The 19337-nt window shown below is 68.7% G+C and carries 23 protein-coding genes and 2 tRNA genes; 11 read left to right on the top strand and 14 right to left on the bottom strand.

Translation table 11 applies throughout. From position 1 onward, the window contains the following. Positions 1–44 precede the first annotated feature (44 nt). Positions 45–692 (bottom strand): HAD family hydrolase, encoded by a 648-nt coding sequence (locus CXR44_RS28145; RefSeq protein ID WP_101789161.1) that lies wholly within the window; start codon positions 690–692, stop codon positions 45–47. Between the two features lie 217 nt (positions 693–909). Then, a tRNA-Arg gene (locus CXR44_RS28140) sits at positions 910–982 on the bottom strand. A 1085-nt stretch (positions 983–2067) separates the two neighbouring features. Here CXR44_RS28140 and CXR44_RS28130 point away from each other — a divergent pair. Next, on the top strand, positions 2068–3168 hold the full coding sequence (locus tag CXR44_RS28130; RefSeq protein WP_245899489.1) for a M15 family metallopeptidase: 1101 nt from the start codon (positions 2068–2070) through the stop codon (positions 3166–3168). On the opposite strand, the gene CXR44_RS28125 is transcribed toward CXR44_RS28130, so the two are convergent. The 5 genes from CXR44_RS28125 to CXR44_RS28105 all read right to left on the bottom strand — a co-directional run bounded on the left by CXR44_RS28125 (position 3165) and on the right by CXR44_RS28105 (position 7437). Next, complete coding sequence (locus CXR44_RS28125) at positions 3165–3836, bottom strand: SAF domain-containing protein (protein ID WP_144070103.1); 672 nt, start codon at positions 3834–3836, stop codon at positions 3165–3167. The genes CXR44_RS28130 and CXR44_RS28125 overlap by 4 nt on opposite strands. Next, complete coding sequence (locus CXR44_RS28120) at positions 3833–4639, bottom strand: S-methyl-5'-thioadenosine phosphorylase (RefSeq protein WP_101789160.1); 807 nt, start codon at positions 4637–4639, stop codon at positions 3833–3835. Before CXR44_RS28120 ends, CXR44_RS28125 begins: the two co-directional genes overlap by 4 nt. A 316-nt stretch (positions 4640–4955) precedes the next feature. Then, positions 4956–5273 (bottom strand): FmdB family zinc ribbon protein, encoded by a 318-nt coding sequence (locus CXR44_RS28115; protein ID WP_101789159.1) that lies wholly within the window; start codon positions 5271–5273, stop codon positions 4956–4958. A gap of 68 nt (positions 5274–5341) precedes the next feature. After that, positions 5342–6844, bottom strand: coding sequence for a potassium/proton antiporter (locus tag CXR44_RS28110; RefSeq protein ID WP_101789158.1), 1503 nt, complete (start codon positions 6842–6844; stop codon positions 5342–5344). 23 nt (positions 6845–6867) lie between these two features. Further along, positions 6868–7437 carry a 5-formyltetrahydrofolate cyclo-ligase gene (locus CXR44_RS28105; protein ID WP_101789157.1) on the bottom strand — a complete coding sequence of 190 codons (570 nt, stop codon included), beginning with the start codon at positions 7435–7437 and terminating at the stop codon, positions 6868–6870. A gap of 24 nt (positions 7438–7461) precedes the next feature. Here CXR44_RS28105 and galU point away from each other — a divergent pair, with 24 nt between their 5' ends. The 7 genes from galU to CXR44_RS28070 all read left to right on the top strand — a co-directional run bounded on the left by galU (position 7462) and on the right by CXR44_RS28070 (position 11996). After that, complete coding sequence (galU, locus tag CXR44_RS28100) at positions 7462–8364, top strand: UTP--glucose-1-phosphate uridylyltransferase GalU (protein ID WP_101789156.1); 903 nt, start codon at positions 7462–7464, stop codon at positions 8362–8364. Beyond that, on the top strand, positions 8351–9538 hold the full coding sequence (gene glp, locus CXR44_RS28095; protein WP_101789155.1) for a molybdotransferase-like divisome protein Glp: 1188 nt from the start codon (positions 8351–8353) through the stop codon (positions 9536–9538). The genes galU and glp overlap by 14 nt, the downstream gene beginning before the upstream one ends. Next, positions 9535–10005 carry a cyclic pyranopterin monophosphate synthase MoaC gene (gene moaC / locus CXR44_RS28090; protein WP_101789154.1) on the top strand — a complete coding sequence of 157 codons (471 nt, stop codon included), beginning with the start codon at positions 9535–9537 and terminating at the stop codon, positions 10003–10005. Before glp ends, moaC begins: the two co-directional genes overlap by 4 nt. After that, positions 10002–10478 carry a MogA/MoaB family molybdenum cofactor biosynthesis protein gene (locus tag CXR44_RS28085; RefSeq protein WP_101789316.1) on the top strand — a complete coding sequence of 159 codons (477 nt, stop codon included), beginning with the start codon at positions 10002–10004 and terminating at the stop codon, positions 10476–10478. The genes moaC and CXR44_RS28085 overlap by 4 nt, the downstream gene beginning before the upstream one ends. A 40-nt stretch (positions 10479–10518) precedes the next feature. Further along, positions 10519–11163 carry a GNAT family N-acetyltransferase gene (locus CXR44_RS28080; protein WP_101789153.1) on the top strand — a complete coding sequence of 215 codons (645 nt, stop codon included), beginning with the start codon at positions 10519–10521 and terminating at the stop codon, positions 11161–11163. A 124-nt stretch (positions 11164–11287) separates the two neighbouring features. After that, complete coding sequence (sepX, locus tag CXR44_RS28075) at positions 11288–11875, top strand: divisome protein SepX/GlpR (protein WP_101789152.1); 588 nt, start codon at positions 11288–11290, stop codon at positions 11873–11875. Between the two features lie 47 nt (positions 11876–11922). Then, positions 11923–11996: transfer RNA gene (locus tag CXR44_RS28070), tRNA-Ala, on the top strand. Positions 11997–12106: 110 nt separating this feature from the next. Here the strand turns inward: CXR44_RS28070 and CXR44_RS28065 are convergent. From CXR44_RS28065 to CXR44_RS42255, 4 genes are all read right to left on the bottom strand, one after another. Next, positions 12107–13099 carry a hypothetical protein gene (locus CXR44_RS28065; RefSeq protein ID WP_144070102.1) on the bottom strand — a complete coding sequence of 331 codons (993 nt, stop codon included), beginning with the start codon at positions 13097–13099 and terminating at the stop codon, positions 12107–12109. Positions 13100–13256: 157 nt separating this feature from the next. Continuing rightward, a complete protein-coding gene (locus CXR44_RS28060; protein ID WP_101789150.1) occupies positions 13257–14405 on the bottom strand; it encodes a site-specific integrase in 1149 nt (382 codons plus the stop codon). After that, on the bottom strand, positions 14402–14587 hold the full coding sequence (locus CXR44_RS28055) for a helix-turn-helix domain-containing protein (RefSeq protein WP_101789149.1): 186 nt from the start codon (positions 14585–14587) through the stop codon (positions 14402–14404). Before CXR44_RS28055 ends, CXR44_RS28060 begins: the two co-directional genes overlap by 4 nt. Beyond that, positions 14530–15063, bottom strand: a complete 534-nt coding sequence (locus CXR44_RS42255; RefSeq protein WP_425437456.1) for a replication initiator — start codon at positions 15061–15063, stop codon at positions 14530–14532. Before CXR44_RS42255 ends, CXR44_RS28055 begins: the two co-directional genes overlap by 58 nt. Between CXR44_RS42255 and CXR44_RS28050 the strand changes: the two genes are divergently transcribed. From CXR44_RS28050 to CXR44_RS28040, 3 genes are all read left to right on the top strand, one after another. Further along, complete coding sequence (locus CXR44_RS28050; RefSeq protein WP_101789148.1) at positions 14969–15205, top strand: HAD family hydrolase; 237 nt, start codon at positions 14969–14971, stop codon at positions 15203–15205. The genes CXR44_RS42255 and CXR44_RS28050 overlap by 95 nt on opposite strands. 9 nt (positions 15206–15214) lie before the next feature. Further along, positions 15215–15724, top strand: a complete 510-nt coding sequence (locus CXR44_RS28045) for a YxiG-like protein (protein WP_101789147.1) — start codon at positions 15215–15217, stop codon at positions 15722–15724. A gap of 226 nt (positions 15725–15950) precedes the next feature. Further along, positions 15951–16352, top strand: coding sequence for a hypothetical protein (locus CXR44_RS28040; protein ID WP_101789146.1), 402 nt, complete (start codon positions 15951–15953; stop codon positions 16350–16352). Positions 16353–16969: 617 nt separating this feature from the next. Here CXR44_RS28040 and CXR44_RS28030 read toward each other — a convergent pair. From CXR44_RS28030 to CXR44_RS28020, 3 genes are all read right to left on the bottom strand, one after another. Next, a complete protein-coding gene (locus tag CXR44_RS28030; RefSeq protein ID WP_101789144.1) occupies positions 16970–17491 on the bottom strand; it encodes a hypothetical protein in 522 nt (173 codons plus the stop codon). Positions 17492–17580: 89 nt separating this feature from the next. Next, a complete protein-coding gene (locus tag CXR44_RS41785; protein ID WP_281260305.1) occupies positions 17581–17709 on the bottom strand; it encodes a hypothetical protein in 129 nt (42 codons plus the stop codon). A 956-nt stretch (positions 17710–18665) separates the two neighbouring features. Continuing rightward, positions 18666–19196, bottom strand: a complete 531-nt coding sequence (locus CXR44_RS28020) for a CbrC family protein (protein ID WP_101789142.1) — start codon at positions 19194–19196, stop codon at positions 18666–18668. Between the last annotated feature and the right edge of the window lie 141 nt (positions 19197–19337).

The following is a 19337-nucleotide window of genomic DNA, read 5'->3' as shown; positions in this document are numbered from 1 at the left end:
AGGCCCCACCAGGGCACCGTTCTCTGCGGGCCTGCCTGAAAGCCTCACTGCCTATCCAAGATGGCGATTCCTTCGATGACGTCTGTGACGACATGGTCTGCCTGGTGCTTGTTGACGGGCCGCGTTCCTCGGTTGATCCAGATCGCGCGCAGGCCGGCTGCTCGGGCGCCTCCGATGTCTGCGATGGGGTTGTCGCCCACCATCCAGCCCCCCTGGGCAAGGCTGGTTCCGCACCGCTCGGCGGCTATCTCGAAGATGCCGACTTCCGGCTTGCGGATACCTTCGGCTCCGGACACGGCGTATCCGTCGACCGCGTCGGCGAGGCCGGTTCGTCGGAGCTTGCCGAGTTGGTTGTCGGCCGTGCCGTTGGTGACGATTCCGATCCGCCAGCCTGTGTCGCGCAGCGCGGTCAGCGCTTCCCGCACTCTGGGGTAGCACTGCACGAGGTACGGCATGCGGTGGCGGTAGGCGGCCCACAACTCTTCGACTGCTTCCGTCAGCCTGAAGTGCTCGCGTACCTTGCCGAAGAAGACCTCTCGATGCGGATGCCCGGCCCGATCCAGAGAGACGAGCCAGGCGACGCCCTCGGGCCCCAGCCGCCGTTGCTCGGCGAACTCCTCTGCCCACATGACGAACGCGGCGTCCAGGTCGATGAGCGTCCGGTCGAGGTCGAAGAGGGCAAGGCGCTGCACGGGGCCACCCTATGGGCGAGCCCTCTGGCCGCGACAGTCATCCAGGAACGGTGTGTGACCTCGGGATAAGCCCCCAAGATCATCCCCCATATGTCCCCTGATCATGGTCCTACGGCTGCATACGGGTGCCCTCGGCGACCTATCGAGGGTCTGTAAAGCAAAAGACCTGCGGCTAAGAAACCGCAGGTCAGAGGCTGGAATGCCTGGTGGAGATGAGTGCCCCCGGCAGGATTCGAACCTGCGGCACCCGCTTTAGGAGAGCGGTGCTCTATCCCCTGAGCTACGGAGGCGGACTCCCGTAAGCCTAGCGAAAGTCCGGCACTGTGTGGGACGTGGAGGCGGGGTGAGTTTGGGTGGGTGGGTCATGGGTGCTGTGAGCCGCGGTAAAGGGATGCCTGGGGTGGGGGAGGTGGGGTGGGCGGGGTGGCTAACGTCGGTGCGTGATCAGGAGGCGGCGGCGGGACGTGCATCGGCGGCCAGTGGTGTTGTGTGCGGCGTTGCTGGCGCCGGTGATCTTCGCTGGGGGTTTGCTGGCGGGGGAGCTCAGCGGGTACGAGCGGGCCGGGTTGGAGCGGGCGGCGTTGGAGCGGGCTGGCGTGGGGTGGGAGGGGCCGGTTCGGGGTGCGCGGCCTGTTGGGTGGCGGCCGGTGCGGGTGCCGGCGCCTGGTCGGCCTGTTGTGGTGTACGCGGGGTTCATGTCCGCGGCGCCCGGGGCCGAGGGGGGTTCTCGCGGGGAGGGCGCGGCTGCGGAGGTGGGCGTGCCGGTGTCCGGTGAGGGGGCGCCGTCCCTGGGTGGACGGGCTGAGGTGTCTGTCGCGTCCGCGCGGCGGCGGAGTGCGGTGCCCGCGGAGCTGCCTTGGGAGAGGTGCCCGAAGGAGTGGGTGGATACGTGGATGTGGGAGATGTGCGGGGAGTACGAGCGGGAGGCGGACGATCGTGTGCCTGCCGGGTCGGCGAGGCGGGCCGGTCAGGTGGGCCGGCCGTCTCCTCATCGGCCGCGGGTGCGGCGGTCCCCTGCGCAGTCCCGGCGATCGCCCGACCAGGTGCCTAGTCAGCCGCCCTTGGAGCCGTTGCCGTCTGTCTTGCCGGAGGCGGGCCTGGAGCCGGGTGAGGCCTCGTGGTGATCGTGCCCGCGAGGGCGTGAGGTTCCCCACCGTCGCCGCGGGTCGAACCGGGGCGGGGGTGGGGGCGTACCCAGGGGTGTGGGTGTTGAGCAGCGCGTTCCGGGGGTCGGTGTCCGGAACGCCAGGACTGATCGTACAAAGGGTGCGTTCGTCTCATAGCGGGTCTCTGGAGTTGGGTCCGGGCACTCCGGGGGCTGTAGTAACGTGCGTGCCTGACCCAGGTAACGAGTGTGCAAACGGAGGAGTCGGACGTGCCACCCCCCCGATCAGCTGGCCTGATCGCGGTCGTCATGGCGGTGACTTCGCTGGTTGTGGTGCCTGGACGGGCGGAAGCCGGCGTACGGCAGAGCGTCCGGACCGCGAGGGTCGCGGAGGTCGCCGACAAGGACCCCGCCAAGCTCACCGAGTTGCGCAAACAGGCCGAGAAGTCTGCGCAGGAACTCGAAGAAGCGACCAAGGCTCTGGAGAAGCGCCGCGCGGACATCGCCGCCGCGGAGAAGGAGTTGAAGGCCAAGCTGCAGACGTTGCAGCAGGCCGAGCAGAAGCTGGCGGAGAGCCGGCAGCCGGTGGCGCGGCTGGTCGAGCTGATGTACCAGCAGCCTGTGGTGACCAACGGTGTGATGCCGTTCCTGTCGGGCGACTCGAATGCCGACACCTTGCGCGCCATGGCCAACGTGAGCCAGATGGTCAGCGAGCGGCAGGCGTCGGTCGAGCAGGTCGCCGTGCTCGCCAGGGAATCGCAGCGGGTGGCGGCCGAGGCGCAGGAGATCCGGGCCGGCAACCTGCTGGCCGAGGCCCAGCTGTCGGCCGAGGTCGACATGCTGCGCAAGCGCTCCGACAAGGTCGTCAAGTCGTTGACCCAGGCTCTCGTCAAAATGGGGATCAAGGTGGACAAGGTGGGGAGGGCGGCGTTCAGCTGCAACCCGCTGCGCGCCGCCACGGCCGGCAACTACCCGAACGGCCTCATCCCCAGCGCCATGCTCTGTCCTTTGCAGCAGAAGGGTCACAGCCTGCGCGCCGACGCCGCCATCGCGTTCGTCAGCCTGAGCGAGGCGTACCGGCGGCAGTTCGGCAGGCCGATCTGCGTGACGGACGCCTATCGCAACCTGGCCGAGCAGCAGTCGGTCTACTATCGGCGGCCGGGCTTCGCCGCGGTGCCGGGACGCAGTAACCACGGGCTCGGGCTGGCGGTGGACCTGTGTGGCGGGGTGGAGAGGTTCCGGTCGCCGGAGTTCGTCTGGATGGAGAGGAACTCCAAGAAGTACGGGTGGTTTCATCCGGATTGGGCGTACAGCAGTCCTTTCGAGCCGTGGCACTGGGAGTATGACCCGAAGATCGACACCTTGCCCTAGCCGGGCTTGATGGTGATCGAGAGGTGGCCGCCGGCCTGGGCCGCGGTCAGTGTGCCCGCTTGGGCCGGGGTGGTGGCCAGCACGATCAGCGCGCCCTTGTCGTCGTCGGCCGGCGGGATGGTCACCACGGTGACGTCGTCGGCGACGAGCTGGGCCGCCTGACCCTCCCAGGCGGCGAGCACACCGATGGTGGAGCCGGGGGAGATCAGCCGGACCGCATCGGCGTCGGCGATGCGCACCGGGGTGGCCACCGTGCCCGGGGGCAGGCGGAGCGTGTGGAGCAGGCGTGCGTCGGTGAGGGGCTCGCCTCGGCGCATCGGGCCGGCCAGGACCCTGCCCACGGCACCCGAACGGATCGCTCCGTCGGGAGGGTGGTCGAGCGGGACCGCCACCAGGTCGGCCGGGCGCAGCACCCCTGGCGAGAGGTCGCGCGCGGCCACCAGGACCGGAGCGCCCTGGGTGGGGCGCAGGGCCGAGTAACCCAGCAGGACGCCCGCGCCGGCCAGCACGGCGGCGATCGTGCGGCGGTGCCGGCGGTCGCCGAGGCGCCGGCCCCCGAGGCGTCTGAGGCCGAGGCGTCTGAGGCCAGAGTGCTCGTTGCCGTGCTGCCCGATCCTGGACCGGTCGCTGCCAGGCCGGCGGGTGTCGAGGCGGCCGCCGCCGGTCATGGCAGCTCGAACGGGAGCTTCAGGCCGTCCAGAGCGGAGCCGCACGGGCACGTCCGGTCGGTGGGCAGGGACTGCACCGCATCGGCGACCAGCGTGCGCATGCGGGTGACGTTCTGGGCGAAGAACTCCAGCACCTCCTCGTGCGTCACCCCCTCACCCGCCTCGACCCCCGCGTCGTGGTCGGTCACCAGCGACAGCGGGGTATAGCAGAGGGCCAGCTCGCGGGCCAGGACCGCCTCCGGGAAGCCGGTCATGCCGACGATCGTCCAGCCGTTGGCGGCGAACCAGCGCGACTCGGCCCGGGTGGAGAACCGGGGCCCTTCGATGACCACCAAGGTGCCGCCGTCGACCGTCTCCCACCCGCCTGCTCGTGCGGAGGCCACCGCCACCGCGCGGCCCGAGGGGCAGTAAGGGTCGGCGAACGAGACGTGGACGGCGCCGCTCGCGTCGTAGTAGGTCTGGACGCGCCCGGAGGTGCGGTCGACGAGCTGGTCGGGGACCACGATCACGCCGGGACCGTGCTCCGGGCGGAGCGAGCCGACAGCGTTGGGCGCCAGCACCTGGCGCACGCCCAGGGAGCGAAGTGCCCAGAGGTTGGCCCGGTAGGGGATGCGGTGTGGGGGGAAACGGTGGTCCCGCCCGTGCCGGGGGACGAAGGCGACGGAACGCGAGCCGATCCGCCCCACGGTGACCACGTCGCTCGGTGGCCCATAGGGGGTGGTGAGCTCGACCTCCTCCGCGTCGTCAAGGAGGGAGTAGAGGCCGGAGCCGCCGATGACGCCGATGGGTGCGCTAGTGACCATGGCGCCGAGGCTATCGACTTCTTCGGGGAGGCCGCCGCTCCGGAACGGGGTTCTGTGGATAACGCGCCTCGACCCCTGTGGACAGCTCGCGGCCTCGACCGTATCCACGCCGTTGTGGGACAAGCTGGGCGATCGGTACAGCCGATGCGGGGGCTCGCGACCTCTCGGCGACCGTGTCGACGCGCGGCCTTCCGGACCGTCCACAGGGCTCGGGAGTGGCAACGTGCCGCCAGGGCTGGGCCGACGTCGCCCGGGTGAGGCGCCCGGAGGTCGAGCCGTCGGCCAGCCGTTCGGAGAGCGTGCCGAGCCGTCCGGGTCAGCTGGAGGCCGCGGCGGGGGCGGGGGCCGTGGAGGCGGAGGACGAGTCGCCGGACTTCGACGAGGACGAGCTCGACGAAGCGGAAGCTGACGAAGAACCCGAGGTGGACGAGGACGCCGGCGTCGACGAGCTGGACGACGAACGGCTGTCGGTGCGGTAGAAGCCCGACCCCTTGAACACGATGCCGACGGCGGAGAAGACCTTGCGCAGGTTGCCCTGGCAGGCGGGGCAGACGGTCAGCGCGTCGTCGGTGAACTTCTGGACGACCTCGAGCTGCTCACCGCAGTCGTTGCAGGCGTACTGGTAGGTCGGCACGCGCTCCTCCTTCAGGCTCTGGCACTCGAGCTATGCGACTGCTAATGGTAACCGATCCGGTCAATCGGCTATTCCAGTCCCCGCTCGCCGTACCATCCGGCCAGCTTGCCGCGCCGGCTGACCGCGCGCAGGCGGCGTTCGACCTGGTCGCGACAGGCAGCGGTGGTGACGACGAGAAGCTGGTCGTCGGCGCGGATGCGGGTGTCGGCGGCAGGCACGAACGACGTGCCGTCGCGGACCACCAGGGTCACCGCCGCGCCCGCCGGCAGCCGCAGCTCGAAGATCTCCACGCCGTGCAACTGCGATCCGGCCGACACCTTGACCTGCAGCAGGTCGGCCTGCAGCTCCTCCAGCGGCGCCGACTCGACCTCCAGGTCGTGCGCCTCGCCGGGCGCGGTCACCCCCAGCCTCCTGGCCACCCAGGGCAGCGTCGGCCCCTGCAGCAGCGTGAAGACGATCACGATGATGAAGACCTGGTTGAAGACGTGCTTGGAGCCCTCGACGTCCGCCGCCCACGGGATCGTGGCCAGCACGATCGGGATCGCGCCCCGCAGTCCCGCCCACGACAGGAACGCCTGCTCCCGCCAGCTCACCCTGGCCAGCCGCAGCACCTGTGCCACGACCGCGCTGACCGCCACCGACACCGGTCGCGCGATCAGGACGAGGACCGTTCCCGCGATGAGACCGGGCAGGATCGCGGACCCCATCTCCTTGGGGCTGGCGAGCAGCCCGAGCATGACGAACAGCCCGATCTGCGCCAGCCACGCCGCGCCCTCGGCGAAGCCCCGGGTGGCGGCCCGGTGCGGCAGCCGGGAGTTGCCCAGGATGAGCGCCGTCAGGTAGATCGCCAGGAAGCCCGAGCCGTGCAGCAGCACGGCGCCGCCGTACGAGACGAAGGTCAGCGCCAGCACCGCGATCGGGTAGAGGCCCGAGGCGGGCAGGGCGACGCGGCGCAGCGCGTAGGCGCCGGCGGGCCCGACGGCGAGGCCGACTGCCGCGCCGATCACCAGCTCGATCGTGGTGTCCAGCACGAACGTCCCGAGGGACGGCGCGCCCGCCATGCTGCTCAGCAGCACCACGGCGATGACGGTGGGGGCGTCGTTGAAGCCCGACTCCGCCTCCAGCGCGCCGGCCAGGCGCGGCGGCAGCGGCAGGCGGCGCAGCACGGAGAAGACGGCGGCGGCGTCGGTGGGCGCCAGCACCGCGCCGAGGATCAACGCGGTCGTCAGCTCCAGGCCCAGCAGCGCCTGGACGATCACGGCCATCACCACGATGCTGGTCGCGACGCCGATGGTGGCGAGGATCAACGCCAGCGGCACCGAGCGGCGCACATGGGACCAGGTGGTGGTCAGGCCACCCTCGGCCAGGATCACCGCCAGCGCGATCATGCCGATCTGCTTGGCCAGGTCAGGGTCGTTGAACGGGATGCCCAGCCCCGAGTCGCCCAGCGCCAGCCCGAACCCGAGGAACAGCAGGAGGCTCGGCAGACCGCTGCGGTGCGCGACCCGGACGGACGCGATCGCGGCGATGACGATCGCTGCTCCGAGAAGAAGCCAGACATCCAGCGTCATATAGCCCCCTCTCGTCTGTTCGGTCACATAAGACTAGTGAGTCCCTCGGGGCTGATCGCCCAGCGGACCCGCTGGTCATGGGGCTCGGCCGGCACGTCGTCGATCAGCTCGCCGTCGTGGAGCAAGGCGACGGTGGGGACGTTCGGGCCGACCCGGGCCAGGGCGCGGTCGTACGAGCCGCCGCCGCGGCCCAGCCGTACCCCCGAGAGCCTGTCCACGGCGAGCGCCGGGACGATCACCAGCGCGGCGGTGCGGATCGCTTCGACCCCCCGGCGCGTGTCAACCGGCTCCATCAGCCCGAGCCGGCCCGGCGCCAGCGTGTCGGGCCCGTCGTAGACGGCCCAGTCGAGGTCGTGGTCCTCGCGCAGGACGGGCAGGATCACGGTCGCGCCGTGCTTCCACAGCGCGAACACCAGCCCGTGCGTGTCCGGCTCGGTGCCGATGGACCAGTAGCAGGCCACCAGCCCCGCCATCTGCACCCATGGCTGGTCGAGCAGTGTCTCGCGGACGTTGACGGCGTTCGCGCGCCGCTGCTCGGGGGTGAGGGAGGCGCGCGCGGACAGCAGCTCGCGACGCAGGTTCAGCTTGTCCACAGGGACCTCCACTAGGGTCTATGTATGGCTGACTTCGACCCTGTGACGAAAGCCGTCGTGCCCGCCGCGGGTCTGGGCACCCGGTTCCTTCCGGCGACCAAGGCGACACCCAAGGAGATGCTGCCCATCGTCGACAAGCCCGCTATCCAGTATGTCGTCGAGGAGGCCGCCTCCGCTGGGCTGCTCGACGTCCTCATGGTCACGGGCAAGAACAAACGGTCGATCGAGGACCACTTCGACCGGGCGTTCGAGCTGGAGGAGGTACTCGAAGCCAAGGGCGACGAGCACCGGTTGTCCCAGGTCCGCGAGCCCGCCTCGCTCGCCACACTCCACTACGTACGGCAGGGCGAGCCGAAGGGCCTCGGCCACGCGGTGCTCTGCGCCAAACAGCATGTCGGCGACAACCCGTTCGCCTGCCTGCTCGGCGACGACCTCATCGACCGGCGCGACGAGCTGCTCAAGCGCATGATCGAGGTGCGCGACACCTACGGCGGCAGCGTCATCGCGCTGATGGAGGTGCCGAAGGAGCAGGTCTCGCTGTACGGGGTCGCGACGATCGAGGCGACCTCCGAGGACGACGTCGTGCGCGTCACCGACCTGGTGGAGAAGCCGCCGGTCGAGGAGGCGCCGTCCAACTGGGCCATCATCGGCCGCTACGTGATCGACCCGGCGGTGTTCGAGGTGCTGGAGAACACCCCGCCCGGCCGCGGCAACGAGATCCAGCTCACCGACGCGCTGCGCACGCTCGCCGGGCGCGGCACCGACCAGGGCGGACCCGTCCACGGCGTGCTGTTCCGCGGCCGGCGGTACGACACCGGTGACAAGCTCGACTACCTGCGCACGGTGGTGAAGTTCGCGGCGGACCGGCCGGACCTGGCGCCGGAGTTCGTGCCGTGGCTGCGGGAGTTCCTCGATGAAATCGGTTGACGCCCACCTGGCCGACATCCTGGCCACCGTACGGCCGCTCGCGCCCCTGGAGCTGGAGCTGGAGCGGGCGCTCGGCACGACGCTGGCCGAGGAGGTGACCTCGCCGGTGCCGCTGCCGCCGTTCGACAACTCTGCGATGGACGGCTATGCCGTACGGGCCGCCGACATCGAGCAGGTGCCGGCCCGGCTGGCGGTCGTCGACGACGTGGCGGCCGGGTCGCGCGAGCTGCGTGCCGTGGGACAGGGCCACGCCGTACGGATCATGACGGGGGCGCCCGTGCCGGCCGGCGCCGACACGGTCGTGCCGGTCGAATGGACCGACGGCGGCACGGTCACCGTCACCATCGACCGCAGCGCCCCCGCGGGGTACTCGATCCGCCGGGCCGGCGAGGACGTGCAGGCCGGTGAGATCGTGCTCAAGCCCGGCACCGTGATCGGCGCCGCCCAACTCGGCATCATCGCCGGGGTGGGCCGCCGGCGGGTCAGGGCGCGGCCGCTGCCGCGGGTCGTCGTGCTGTCGACCGGAGCCGAGCTGGCGGAGCCGGGAACGCCGTTGCAGCCCGGCCAGATCTGGGACTCCAACAGTTTCACGCTGACCGCCGCCGTCAGGGAGGCGGGCGCGGAGGCCTTCCGCGCCACCACCGTCAACGACGACCCGGCCACGTTCCTCGACCAGCTCGACGCGCAACTCGTCCGGGCCGACGCCGTCGTCACCAGCGGGGGCGTCTCGATGGGCGCGTACGAACCGGTCAAGCAGGCGCTCGGGCCGCTCGGCACGGTCCACTTCGAGCGGGTGGCCATGCAGCCCGGCATGCCGCAGGGGTTCGGCGTGGTGGGGGAGGACCAAGTGCCGATCTTCGCGCTGCCCGGCAACCCCGTCTCGTCGTTCGTGTCGTTCATGCTGTTCGTCCGGCCCGCGCTGCGCAAGATGCGCGGCCTGCCGGCCGGGTTCCCCGAGACCGTGGAGGCGTACGTCATCGGCGCGCTGCGCTCACCGGCGGGGCGGCGGTCGTTCCTGCGCGGGGTGCTGGCCGACGACGGCACCGTGACACCCGTGCACGGGCAGGGCTCGCACCAGCTCGCCGCGCTGGCCACGGCGAACGCCCTCATCGTGGTGCCCGAGGACGTGACGGAGGTGCCCTCGGGCACGGCGGTCCAGGTGATCAGGCTGTGAGCGAGTTCACGCACCTGGACGAGACGGGCGCGGCCCGCATGGTGGACGTCTCCGCCAAGGACGTCGGCGCGCGTACGGCCACGGCGACGGGGCGGGTGCTGCTGTCCGGCGAGGCCGTGGCGCTGCTGCGGTCGGGAGAGGTTCCCAAGGGAGACGCGCTCGGTGTGGCCCGGATCGCCGGGATCATGGGCGCGAAACGGACACCCGACCTGATCCCGCTCTGCCACCCGATCGCCCTGCACGGGGTCAAGGTCACCCTCGACGTGACGGACTGGGGTGTCGCGATCACCGCCAGGGTGAAGACGGCCGACCGCACCGGGGTCGAGATGGAGGCGCTGACCGCGGTGTCGGTGGCGGCGCTCGCACTGATCGACATGGTGAAGGCGGTGGACCCGGCGGCCGTGGTCACCGACGTACGGGTGGAGGAGAAGACCGGCGGCAAGACGGGGGTGTGGACGCGGCCATGATCCGTGCACTCGTGGTGACGGTGTCGAACCGGGCCTCCGCCGGGGTGTACGAGGACAGGTCCGGGCCTCTCCTGGTGTCGTTGCTGCAGGAGGCGGGCTGCGCCGTGGAGGGGCCCATGGTGGTGCCGGACGGCGAGGCGGTCGAGGCGGCCCTGCGTGACGGGGTCGCCGCCGGCTACGACGCGATCGTGACGACCGGGGGGACGGGCCTGACGCCGCTGGACCTCACGCCGGAGATGACCGCCCGGGTGATCACCCGGGAGATCCCCGGCATCGCGGAGGCCATCCGGCAGGCGAACCGCGACAGGGTCCCCACCTCCATCCTGTCCCGCGGCCTCGCCGGGCAGGCGGCGTCCACGCTCATCGTCAACCTGCCGGGCTCCACCGGAGGCGTCCGCGACGGCGTCGCCGTCCTGGCGCCCGTGCTCAAGCACGCGGTCGACCAGATCCGCGGCGGCGACCACCCGCGCTGACCTGTGGCGGGGGCGAAGCCCCAGGAGGGATGATGGTGGCGTGGATCGACTTCGTGGCTGGCCGGCGACCCTGACCGAGGGGCCCGTAAGCCTGCGCCCACTCCGGCTGGCCGACGTTCGCGTCTGGCGTGAGACCCGGCTGCGCAACGCCGACTGGCTGCGTCCGTGGGAGCCGAGCAACCCGGAGACGCCGCTGTTCCGCACCGGACTCGGCCCGTACATCTCCATGGTCGGCACCCTGCGCCGCGAGGCGCGACAGGGCATGGCGCTACCGTGGGTGATCACGCACGGTGGCCGGTTCGCCGGGCAGCTCACCATCGGGGCGATCGTCTGGGGCTCGGCGCGTTCCGCCCAGGTGGGCTACTGGATCGACGGCAAGCTGGCGGGTCAGGGCATCACCCCCACCGCCCTCGCGATGGCCGTCGACCACTGCTTCTTCACCACCGGGCTGCACCGCCTGGAGGCCAACATCCGGCCCGAGAACCAAGCCAGCCGCAGGGTGGTTGAGAAGCTCGGATTCAGGGAAGAAGGCATACGGCGTCGCCAACTTCACATCGACGGAGCCTGGCGTGACCACATCTGCTACGCGCTGACCGTGGAGGACGTTCCTGGCGGTCTGCTCGTGCAGTGGCGTCGCGCACGTGAGTCAGCCGCTCGCGGGGGGTCTCCTGTAGAAGAGGTTTGACGATCTCGCGACACACCGCACCGAATGCTCGTCAATCAGTGACACGCGGTCTTACGGTGCGTGACGTGAGCACATCGAAGACGCCATCGACACAGAGGCGTTTTCGTCGTGCCCGGAGGTGGCTGTGAGCAGCGTCCTCCTCTACCTCGCCATCGTCGTCATGTGGCTCGGCGTCCTCGTCCCCATGTGGCTGCGCCGCGACAAGACCAACCTCGCCGAGCTGGCCGAGCTGGAGGAGTACTACACCGGCGAGCACCAGCTCCCCGACCTCGAACGCCTCGAAGCCCCGCCCGTCACCGACCTGCAGCTGCCGGAGGGCGAACGGGTCGACCCGCGCCAGTTCCGCGCCCGCCGCCGCGCCATCATCGTCGCCCGTCGCCGCCGGCTGCTCTTCTTCACCGCGCTGCTCGTCGTCGCCTCCGTGGTCACGGCCGCGGTGCGGATGATGCCCTGGTGGGGAGTGGCCCCGTCCGTGGTCGTCATGCTGGCCTACCTGGCGTTCCTGCGCATCGCCGTACAGGTGGACCGCGAACGCCGCCAGCGCGCCGCCCAGGCCCGCGCCGACCGCGCCCGCCGCCTGCGTGAACAGCGCCGCGCCGCCCGCCTCGCCGCCGAACAGGCGGAGGCCGAGATCATCGAGCTGGCGGCCCGGCAGGGCGACGTCCTGTTCGACCAGTACGCGGAACCGCCGGCTCGGGCGGTGGGGGACTGAGGATGGCGCGAGGACCCCTCGGAGTTTGCTAATCTGGTCGAGGTCTTGGGGATGTAGCGCAGTCCGGTAGCGCACTTCGTTCGCATCGAAGGGGTCAGGGGTTCGAATCCCCTCATCTCCACCCAGGTCAGAGGCCGCTTCCCGGTTGATGGAAGCGGCCTCTTGCGTTGCTGGGTGACCAACTGAGTGACTAGGGCGTCCCTGCCGAGCGAGTTCTCTCTGGTTGCACGATCATGAGCTTCGGTTGGCCAAGAGGAACAACAGGCCGGTCAGGTCTTCTCCTTGCGGTGCGCGGGTGCAGACGCCGCGTGCGATGAGTTGTTCGGTGATTTCCCAGATCAGCTCATGGGCGACGATCACGGTTGCCACGCCCCGATCATCGGAGGCAATGGCCCTGTGAGCTTCCTCGATGTCGTGGCTCAGCAGGAAGACCGAAACAGGACGCGCCACTGCAGCCGCAAGCGCGTCCAGGACATCGTTCATGCCGACGAGCGGTATCGCCGGACGGCCGTCGTCGAATCGCACCCGCCAGCGGTGTCCTTGGGAGTCCGTGACGGAGGTTACGTCCTGATCTTGCATGGCCTCCGCTAACCCTGGGGTCGAGGCCATGGTGTGGAGGCGGTTCAGGGTGCTGTCCGACCAGACGGTCACCAGGGTTAGATCCGCAGCGAACCGGTAGAAGTTCGTGCCGGAGCCGCCGAGGCGTGGTGGGTAGAGGGCCCAGAAAGCACCGTTCCACCATCGGCGCTCGGCCGTCAGCTCTGTGTCTGGGACGGCGTCCCCCGCTCGTAACTGGTGCCACAACAAGAGGTCCAGCGCGTAGCCGAACACCATGGCGTACAAGCTGTGGTCGATCCCGCGCCGCTGGAGTTCCACGGCGATGTCCTGTACCGGCTTCTCCACGGCGTCAACCAGAGGGGTCGCCAGTCGCCGAAGGGCGGTTCGCAGCGACGTAATCTCACGCGAACCGAGGACCGGGAATGCGGTTCGGACTTTCTCCCCGTCCCGTTCCAGAAGGCGAAACTCCAAGAGTTCGGAGAGTTGCGTGTCGGAGATGTTCAGGTGCTTTGTTAGTGCGCCGTGACGTGCTGCGTACAGCACCTGTCCGTTGTTTCCGTCGCGCACCACCTGATGGGGCGTTCGTATCGCATTGGGGCAGTAGCAGTGCAGGGCCCAGCGGGCAAGATCCTCAGGATCGGGCGTCCCGTCCGCTGCGTGATCCATACGACGAGTGTCCGACATTCCTTGATCGTAGTCATCAAGTTGGCAGCTGCGGTACCTCTCCCACAGGTGCGGCGCATAGCGCACGATCAGCTTTCATATGGACGTGGGGTGAGACGTTGATCGCCTCACCCCAGCAGGTGTTGCCGCTCTGTAAGCATCAAATGTCCGGGAAGATCCGATCCATTGCCTCGGCGCCATCCAACACCACCGGGCGGAGTTGCTTGCGGTACACGGTCTCAGTGACGGTGGTGTTGCGGTGGCCGACCAGGCGTGAGATGGCCTCGATGGGCATGCCGGAGTCGGACAGCAGCGAGACGAAGCTGTGCCGCATCTCGCGTGGGGTCCACTCTTGGGCGTTGAGACCGGCCTTCTTGAGGACAGCCCGGAACGAGCGGCGGACGTTGTGGGAGTCGAGTTCGGTGCCGACCTTGGACGCGAAGACGAGGTTGTTGTCCTGCCATCGGTCGCCCGCTGCCTTCTTGGCCACGTCCTGGCACTCGCGGTGGAGCTTGAGTGCGTCAACGCAGCGCTTGGGCATGGCGAGTGTGCGACGGGACTTGCGGGTCTTGGTGTCGCCGCCTTCCCGGACTGAGCGCCAGACCATGATGGACGGTGGAGTGCTGTCGAGGTTGACATGCGACCAGGTGAGGGCGCGCAGCTCCTCCGTGCGTGCGCCGAGGAGCAGCGACATGACGATGTACGCGTGCAGGGCGGTGCCCTCGGACGCCTTGAGGATGGCTTCGGCCTGGTCCAGGGTGAGTGACTTGGAGGGCCGGCCTTCCTTGCCCTTCGGGATCTCGCAGAGCAGGACCACGTTGCGCTTCACCTTGTCTCGGGCTTGGGCGCGAGAGATCGAGCGGACGAAGATCGAGCGGACGAAGATCGAGCGCAGCTCGCGGAAAGTGCGGGTGCTGAGCTCCTTTGCCTTGTCGGCGAGCCAGTGATCCACGTCGTCGGCTGTGAGGTCGACCAGCTTGCGGGCGCCCAGGGCCGGGATGATGTGTTTGTTCGCAAGGATCGTGCACTCGTCGACGGTCGCCGGGTCACGCCCGCTGAGTCCGAAGTCCAGCCAGTTCTGGACAGCGTTCGCCACGGTGTAGCCGGTCGAGGAGACGAGCAGCCCGTCTTCGTAGTCGCGGACGATCTGCTTCAGCTTGTCCTTGGCGGCGGTCTTGGTCTTGCCGCTCGCCTTCTTGACGATGCGCTTCCCGGCCGGGGTGTAGCCGACCGTAAGGGAGGCGATCCAGCGCTGGCGTGCCTCGTCCCAGTGCAGGCCGCCGTCCCCGCGGCTGCGGCGCTTGGTCATGATGCCTCCTGCTGCAACAGGGCGATGTACTCGGCCAGAGCGGTGGCCGGGATCAGGCGGGCACGGCCTTGCTTGACCGATCGGAGGCGACCGGAGCGGAGCTGTTCATAGATCACGCTGCGGCTCATGCGGAGCTTCCGCATGGCGTCGGGGACGCGGTACAGCTGCGTGTCATCGGCCATGCTTGTCTCCTCTGCTGCTGATCGAAGCGGCGAGTGCGGATTCTCCGGTGGTGAAGCCCTGGCCGCCGTACTGCCAGCGGGCCAGGACGAGGGCAGTGGTCGGGTCGTACGGGAGGCGGTCGCGGTCGCGGACCTGGCGGTATTCCAGGCGGACGCGGCGCAGGGGCGGTGAGGGTGGTGGAGTAGGCGCGGCTCTTGGTGGAGAAGTGGCCGCGGTAGCCGAGCATGTGGGCCCAGCGGCGGAGCCGGAGTGGTGCGAGGTCGGGGTGGGTGTCGGGGTTGCCGAGGTCCCAGGCGGTGCGGATCAGGCGGGCGGCGTCGTCGGTGACGCCGTAGCGGTCGAGGCGGGCCAGGTCGTGGTGTCGGACCGGGCGGTCCAGGGTGCCGGAGATCTCGGCGGCTCTGCTGCGAGCCTGCGAGATAGCCGCTGTGCGACCGGAAGAGGTCGTGCTGATCGGAGACTCAGGGTTCGACATGGAAGCCGCCATCAACGCCGGAGCCCGCAGCATCGCCTACGCCAATGAGCCGGGCAAAGACGTGACACTTGCGCAAGCGGGGGCCGACGCGGTGACTGACAGCATGCGAAAGCTGGTGGAGGCCGTCGCTGCGGTGGTGTAGGAACCGGGGATGGATCTCTCGGCTCTCCAGCAGTTCCTCGATGATGCGTTCGATCAGGCGCTGATCTGTCACGGCTTCACCGACTACATGCGTGACTACGAGATGATCATCTATCTGCCTGTTGATTCACGTGCGCGGATCGCTCCTGTTCATCTGCGGTATCTCTTCCGGCATTGCATGGAGGCACATGTGAATACGGCGCTTCGTCGAGACATCTGGCAAGGTTCCCTGGACGACCGGCTTCTCGGTGATCCGGCATCACACGAGATCGACGGATTCTGCTGGGGTGTGAGGTGGCAGAACCTCTATCCGGGAGCAACGATCATTCAGGACTCCGCGCGTGCTCGGGCATGGGGTGACGCTCTGGGCATCGACATGCATGAGGTTCGGTTTGAGGCCAACGCACACGACATCACGCTTGTCTTCTCGGATCTCCAGGTGGCCACGGTCGAGCCCGGCTATGCGCTTTTCAGCAGTCGAGCAGACGAGGGGCCGACCACAGGCAACGCCCCGGCCTAATCCACCGAACAGGCAGTCGCAGTCTGTGCTTCGCGGTCCGAGGCGTGGTCCAAACCTTCCCTACGTCATCAAGCCGCCGCCCGTCGGGCGGCCGGGCGGTCCGGGCGGGCGTGCGGCCTCTCCGGGCCGGTCCCGCCCGGCCGCCCCGCCGCACCATCGAACGGCGCAGGACTGTGAGGTAATTGCCCTCTGTCGCCCCATTGGCCCTGTCCATCAGAATGGGACTGTGGCGAACACCCTCAAGGCGCCGCCCATGCCAGGCACGCTAAAAGCGGCTCAGTTCATCATCACGGTCGAAGTGGCTTTCCGTCTGGTGGGCCTGGCGATCACGCTGGCTGGCTTCTTCTCCACCTTCAATTGGGACATCCTGCCTGCCCTGATTTACGTTGCAGGAAGCGCCGCTGTTCTCGGGTGGCTGTTGAGCCGGTGGTCGAGCCGCCGAATGTACTTACGGTGGGCAACAATCGCAGTGCACCTGCTGATGGTCGGCGCCACCGTCCTCGACTTGGCGCTCTTCTCCGCTGTGACTTGGAGTGCGATGGTCGGCTCTCACATACTCACTTGGACTGTCATCGTCCTGCTCCTCCTGCCTTCGGCTGGGCGCTGGTTCAGCGAATCTCGCGGCTGATGTGGCGACAGGCTCCACGCCTGCTCGATCAGCTTCGATCGCGAAGACCACGTCGTGTCATCGAGTTGATAGGTGGCAGCGAATGGGCTGAGACCGTGACGATCGCTCGCTTCGGTACTCGCTGTTGATGGCTGGGGGGATCGCTGCCGCGGACCGACTTCGTCGGTCCTTGCCACCGGATCACGCGGCTGGCCGAAGTGTGCCCCGTGCAGGGACCGTCACGGCCCCTGCCGCCTATCGGGCGGCTCCTGACAGGAGACATATCCAGAGCATCCAGGCTTCCTGCGGCGGCGAGGGATTGGTCTCGTGGACCTGGTGCCCGTCGTCCAGCTGCACGGCGCGGCGGATGAAAGCTTGGCCGCCGGCGCCGCACGACTCGCACACGGTGGCGCGGCAGTGGCACGTCCAGGCGATCACGCGTATCCGGTGGAAGCGGAGGCCGTAGGGGTGCCATTCCAGGCGCATGTGGCCTGGCCATATGGGGGCTCATGCACCGGTCAAAGCTGGTGGAGCCCGTCTCCTGGGGAGACGCCTACTCGTGAACGCCCCACCAGGTCGGAAGGCGCGACTCCAGAACATGTGGAGCCGGGCCTTCTTGTTGTTCGGCGTTTGGTCTCCTACTCAGGGCGTATGGCGATGGTGCTTACAGTGCCGTTGCCCCAGACGGTGGTGTTCATCATCACCTTCCCGTCCAGGGAGACCACCGTGAACTCCGGTACGAATCGTCTTGTGAACGTCGCCGCGATCCAGCTCCGCAACTGGTCTATTTCGCTTGTGACCCAGTTCCAGTCATCGAGGAGCCGCACATGGGCCCAGCCCCTGTGGTCCTCTCCATCGTCGGCTCCGTCGTCCCCCGCGTAGTCGACCGCGAGCAGAAATTCACGGTCCTCGTTGAGGAGTCCGTACTCCGTCGCCATCCGGAACCAGCTCGCATTGACCTTGTTCGGCATGTCCGGGTCATCGACCTCGGGTATCTCGTCGGAGTGGGAGTCGAACCGGCCGTGCTCGGGGCGGGCGCTTGCGGCTGAGTGGTTCGGGGGCAGTGAGGGCAGTCGGACTTCGTCCCGGTTCCTCCGCCCTATGAAGTGGAGCCCGGCGGGTGCGAGCAGAGCGGCCATCTCGGCATCAGTGAGCGTCACAGTCGTACGGTAGCCATCAAGGGGCGGACTCCCGTGGGCCGGAATCAGCGAAAGTCAGCGGACCCGCTGACACCGGAGCACAGCGGAGATCAACGGACGTTGTGGGAGTCGAGTTCGGTGCCGACCTTGGACGCGAAGACCAGGTCGTTGTCCTGCCACCGATCGCCCGCTGCTTTCTTGGCCACGTCCAGGCGCTCGCGGTGGAGCTTTGAGGACATCCACGCAGCGTTTTGGTATGGCGAGCGTGCGCCGGGACTTGTGGGTCTTCGTGTCGCCGCCTCCCGGACTGGGCGCCAGGCCATGATGGACGGCGGGGTGCTGTCGAGTTCGACGTGCGACCCGGTTAGCGCCCGCAGTTCCTCTGTCCGCGCGCCGAGGAGCAGCGACGGGACGATGTATGCGTGGAGGGCGGTGCCCTCGGATGCCCTGAGGATTGCTCCGGCCTGGTCCAGGGTGAGTGACTTGGAGGGCTGGCCTTCCTTGCCACTGAGGCAGGCCGACTGATGGCGATCGTCCGCAACAACTCAGAGCCAGCCCTCGAGCGGTTTCTTGGCCGTGCCAGTCTGAACGGCAGCTTTGAGGTCGTGGGGCGCGCCATCGGGAGGCCAGACGAGATGAAGCCCCATCCGCGATCAGTACTGCGGGCCTGCGAGATAGCCGGGGTGCGACCGGAGGATTCCGTGCTGATCGGACTCGGGGTTCGCCACGGAAGTCGCCATCAACGCCGGAGCCCGCAGCATCGCCTACGCCAACCAGCCAGGCAAGGACATGACGCTCACGGAGCCGGCGCCGACGCGGTGGCCAGCGCCATGAGCGACATCGCAGCAGCAGTCAGAACCGATCGGTAGCACGCCGGATGGGCGTGCTCCAAACCTTCCCTACGTCATCAAGCCGCCGCCCGCCGGGTGGTCCAGGTGGGCGTGCGGCCTCTCCGGGCCGGTCCCGCCCGGCCACCCCGCCGCCACAACGGACGCGAGATGCAGCCCCGAAGCTGAACAGGGCCAGAGCCAACCTCGCACGACGTGTTACCGTCGCTTGCCCCCTCAAGCGGTGCACAAGGGCGCCCGAGGCATAGCCGAACCAGTGGGAGGAAGAGGCGACCTGGGGGCAATCGCACGCCCGTGGCCCACGCTCGGGGCCCTGAATAATCCCCACTGGTCCTTGCGCAGCGGGTCTACGTGAAGTCGGCGTACGCCAAATGCGCTCCGCATGTCCGGCACCTGAATAGATAGGCCGTGGGATCGCCGTCCTCGTCCAGGGCCGCGAGGAAGTCATCCACCTGCTCGGGCGACCATCCGCCGGTGGAGTGCTCAAAGCGAAGCGTTTCCCGGGCGTCCGGGAAAGCCGCCAACTTCGCCGCCCCGACCGGTCCGAGGAATGCCGCGCCGTCACCGCAGTGGAACAACCGGCGCTCCTGCTGCCACCCGGAGAAGCCAGGGGTTCTCCGACGGATGATCTCGATCGTCTCTCTCGGCACGTTGCCGGGGGCGTCGCAGACGTCTATAAGTTCGGCGTCATAGCGAGCCGCCAGGCTCCCGTCCGCGATGCACCAAATACAAGGCTCGCTCGCGAGCGTCCCGACGCAGTAGACCGGTCCTGTGTAGACATAGCCTCGCCGTTGACCGCAACACACGCACGCCGCATCAGACGCCTTCACCGAACCCGTGCTGAGCGGATCCGGATGGTAGGCGAAGTCAGGCAGCATGGCGGCAGAATACGCGGCGAGGTCCGCATCGAAGTGGACTCCCTCGGCCGATCAGTTGATGTCGCGCCAGAGCGCGGAGAAGTGAGGCTTTTTCATCCCCCTGACGGCAGGGCGCTGGTCACAGCCTGATCGCGAGCTTGG

The organism is Nonomuraea indica, from assembly GCF_002850745.1.
Classification (GTDB): Bacteria; Actinomycetota; Actinomycetes; order Streptosporangiales; family Streptosporangiaceae; genus Nonomuraea; species Nonomuraea indica.
Note: the sequence above shows the minus strand (reverse complement) of the source record. Positions and strands in the feature narration are given on the sequence as shown.

What these genes read in the sequence shown, in the direction of transcription:
- CXR44_RS42255 (WP_425437456.1), bottom strand. Translation starts at nt 15,063, where the DNA reads ATGTCGAACCCTGAGTCTCCGATCAGCACGACCTCTTCCGGTCGCACA.
- CXR44_RS28045 (WP_101789147.1), top strand. Translation starts at nt 15,215, where the DNA reads ATGGATCTCTCGGCTCTCCAGCAGTTCCTCGATGATGCGTTCGATCAG.
- CXR44_RS28020 (WP_101789142.1), bottom strand. Translation starts at nt 19,196, where the DNA reads ATGCTGCCTGACTTCGCCTACCATCCGGATCCGCTCAGCACGGGTTCG.
- CXR44_RS28055 (WP_101789149.1), bottom strand. Translation starts at nt 14,587, where the DNA reads ATGGCCGATGACACGCAGCTGTACCGCGTCCCCGACGCCATGCGGAAG.
- CXR44_RS28110 (WP_101789158.1), bottom strand. Translation starts at nt 6,844, where the DNA reads ATGACGCTGGATGTCTGGCTTCTTCTCGGAGCAGCGATCGTCATCGCC.
- CXR44_RS28085 (WP_101789316.1), top strand. Translation starts at nt 10,002, where the DNA reads ATGATCCGTGCACTCGTGGTGACGGTGTCGAACCGGGCCTCCGCCGGG.
- glp (WP_101789155.1), top strand. Translation starts at nt 8,351, where the DNA reads ATGAAATCGGTTGACGCCCACCTGGCCGACATCCTGGCCACCGTACGG.
- CXR44_RS28120 (WP_101789160.1), bottom strand. Translation starts at nt 4,639, where the DNA reads ATGGTCACTAGCGCACCCATCGGCGTCATCGGCGGCTCCGGCCTCTAC.
- CXR44_RS28065 (WP_144070102.1), bottom strand. Translation starts at nt 13,099, where the DNA reads ATGGATCACGCAGCGGACGGGACGCCCGATCCTGAGGATCTTGCCCGC.
- CXR44_RS28125 (WP_144070103.1), bottom strand. Translation starts at nt 3,836, where the DNA reads ATGACCGGCGGCGGCCGCCTCGACACCCGCCGGCCTGGCAGCGACCGG.
- CXR44_RS28060 (WP_101789150.1), bottom strand. Translation starts at nt 14,405, where the DNA reads ATGACCAAGCGCCGCAGCCGCGGGGACGGCGGCCTGCACTGGGACGAG.
- galU (WP_101789156.1), top strand. Translation starts at nt 7,462, where the DNA reads ATGGCTGACTTCGACCCTGTGACGAAAGCCGTCGTGCCCGCCGCGGGT.
- CXR44_RS41785 (WP_281260305.1), bottom strand. Translation starts at nt 17,709, where the DNA reads ATGTCCTCAAAGCTCCACCGCGAGCGCCTGGACGTGGCCAAGAAAGCA.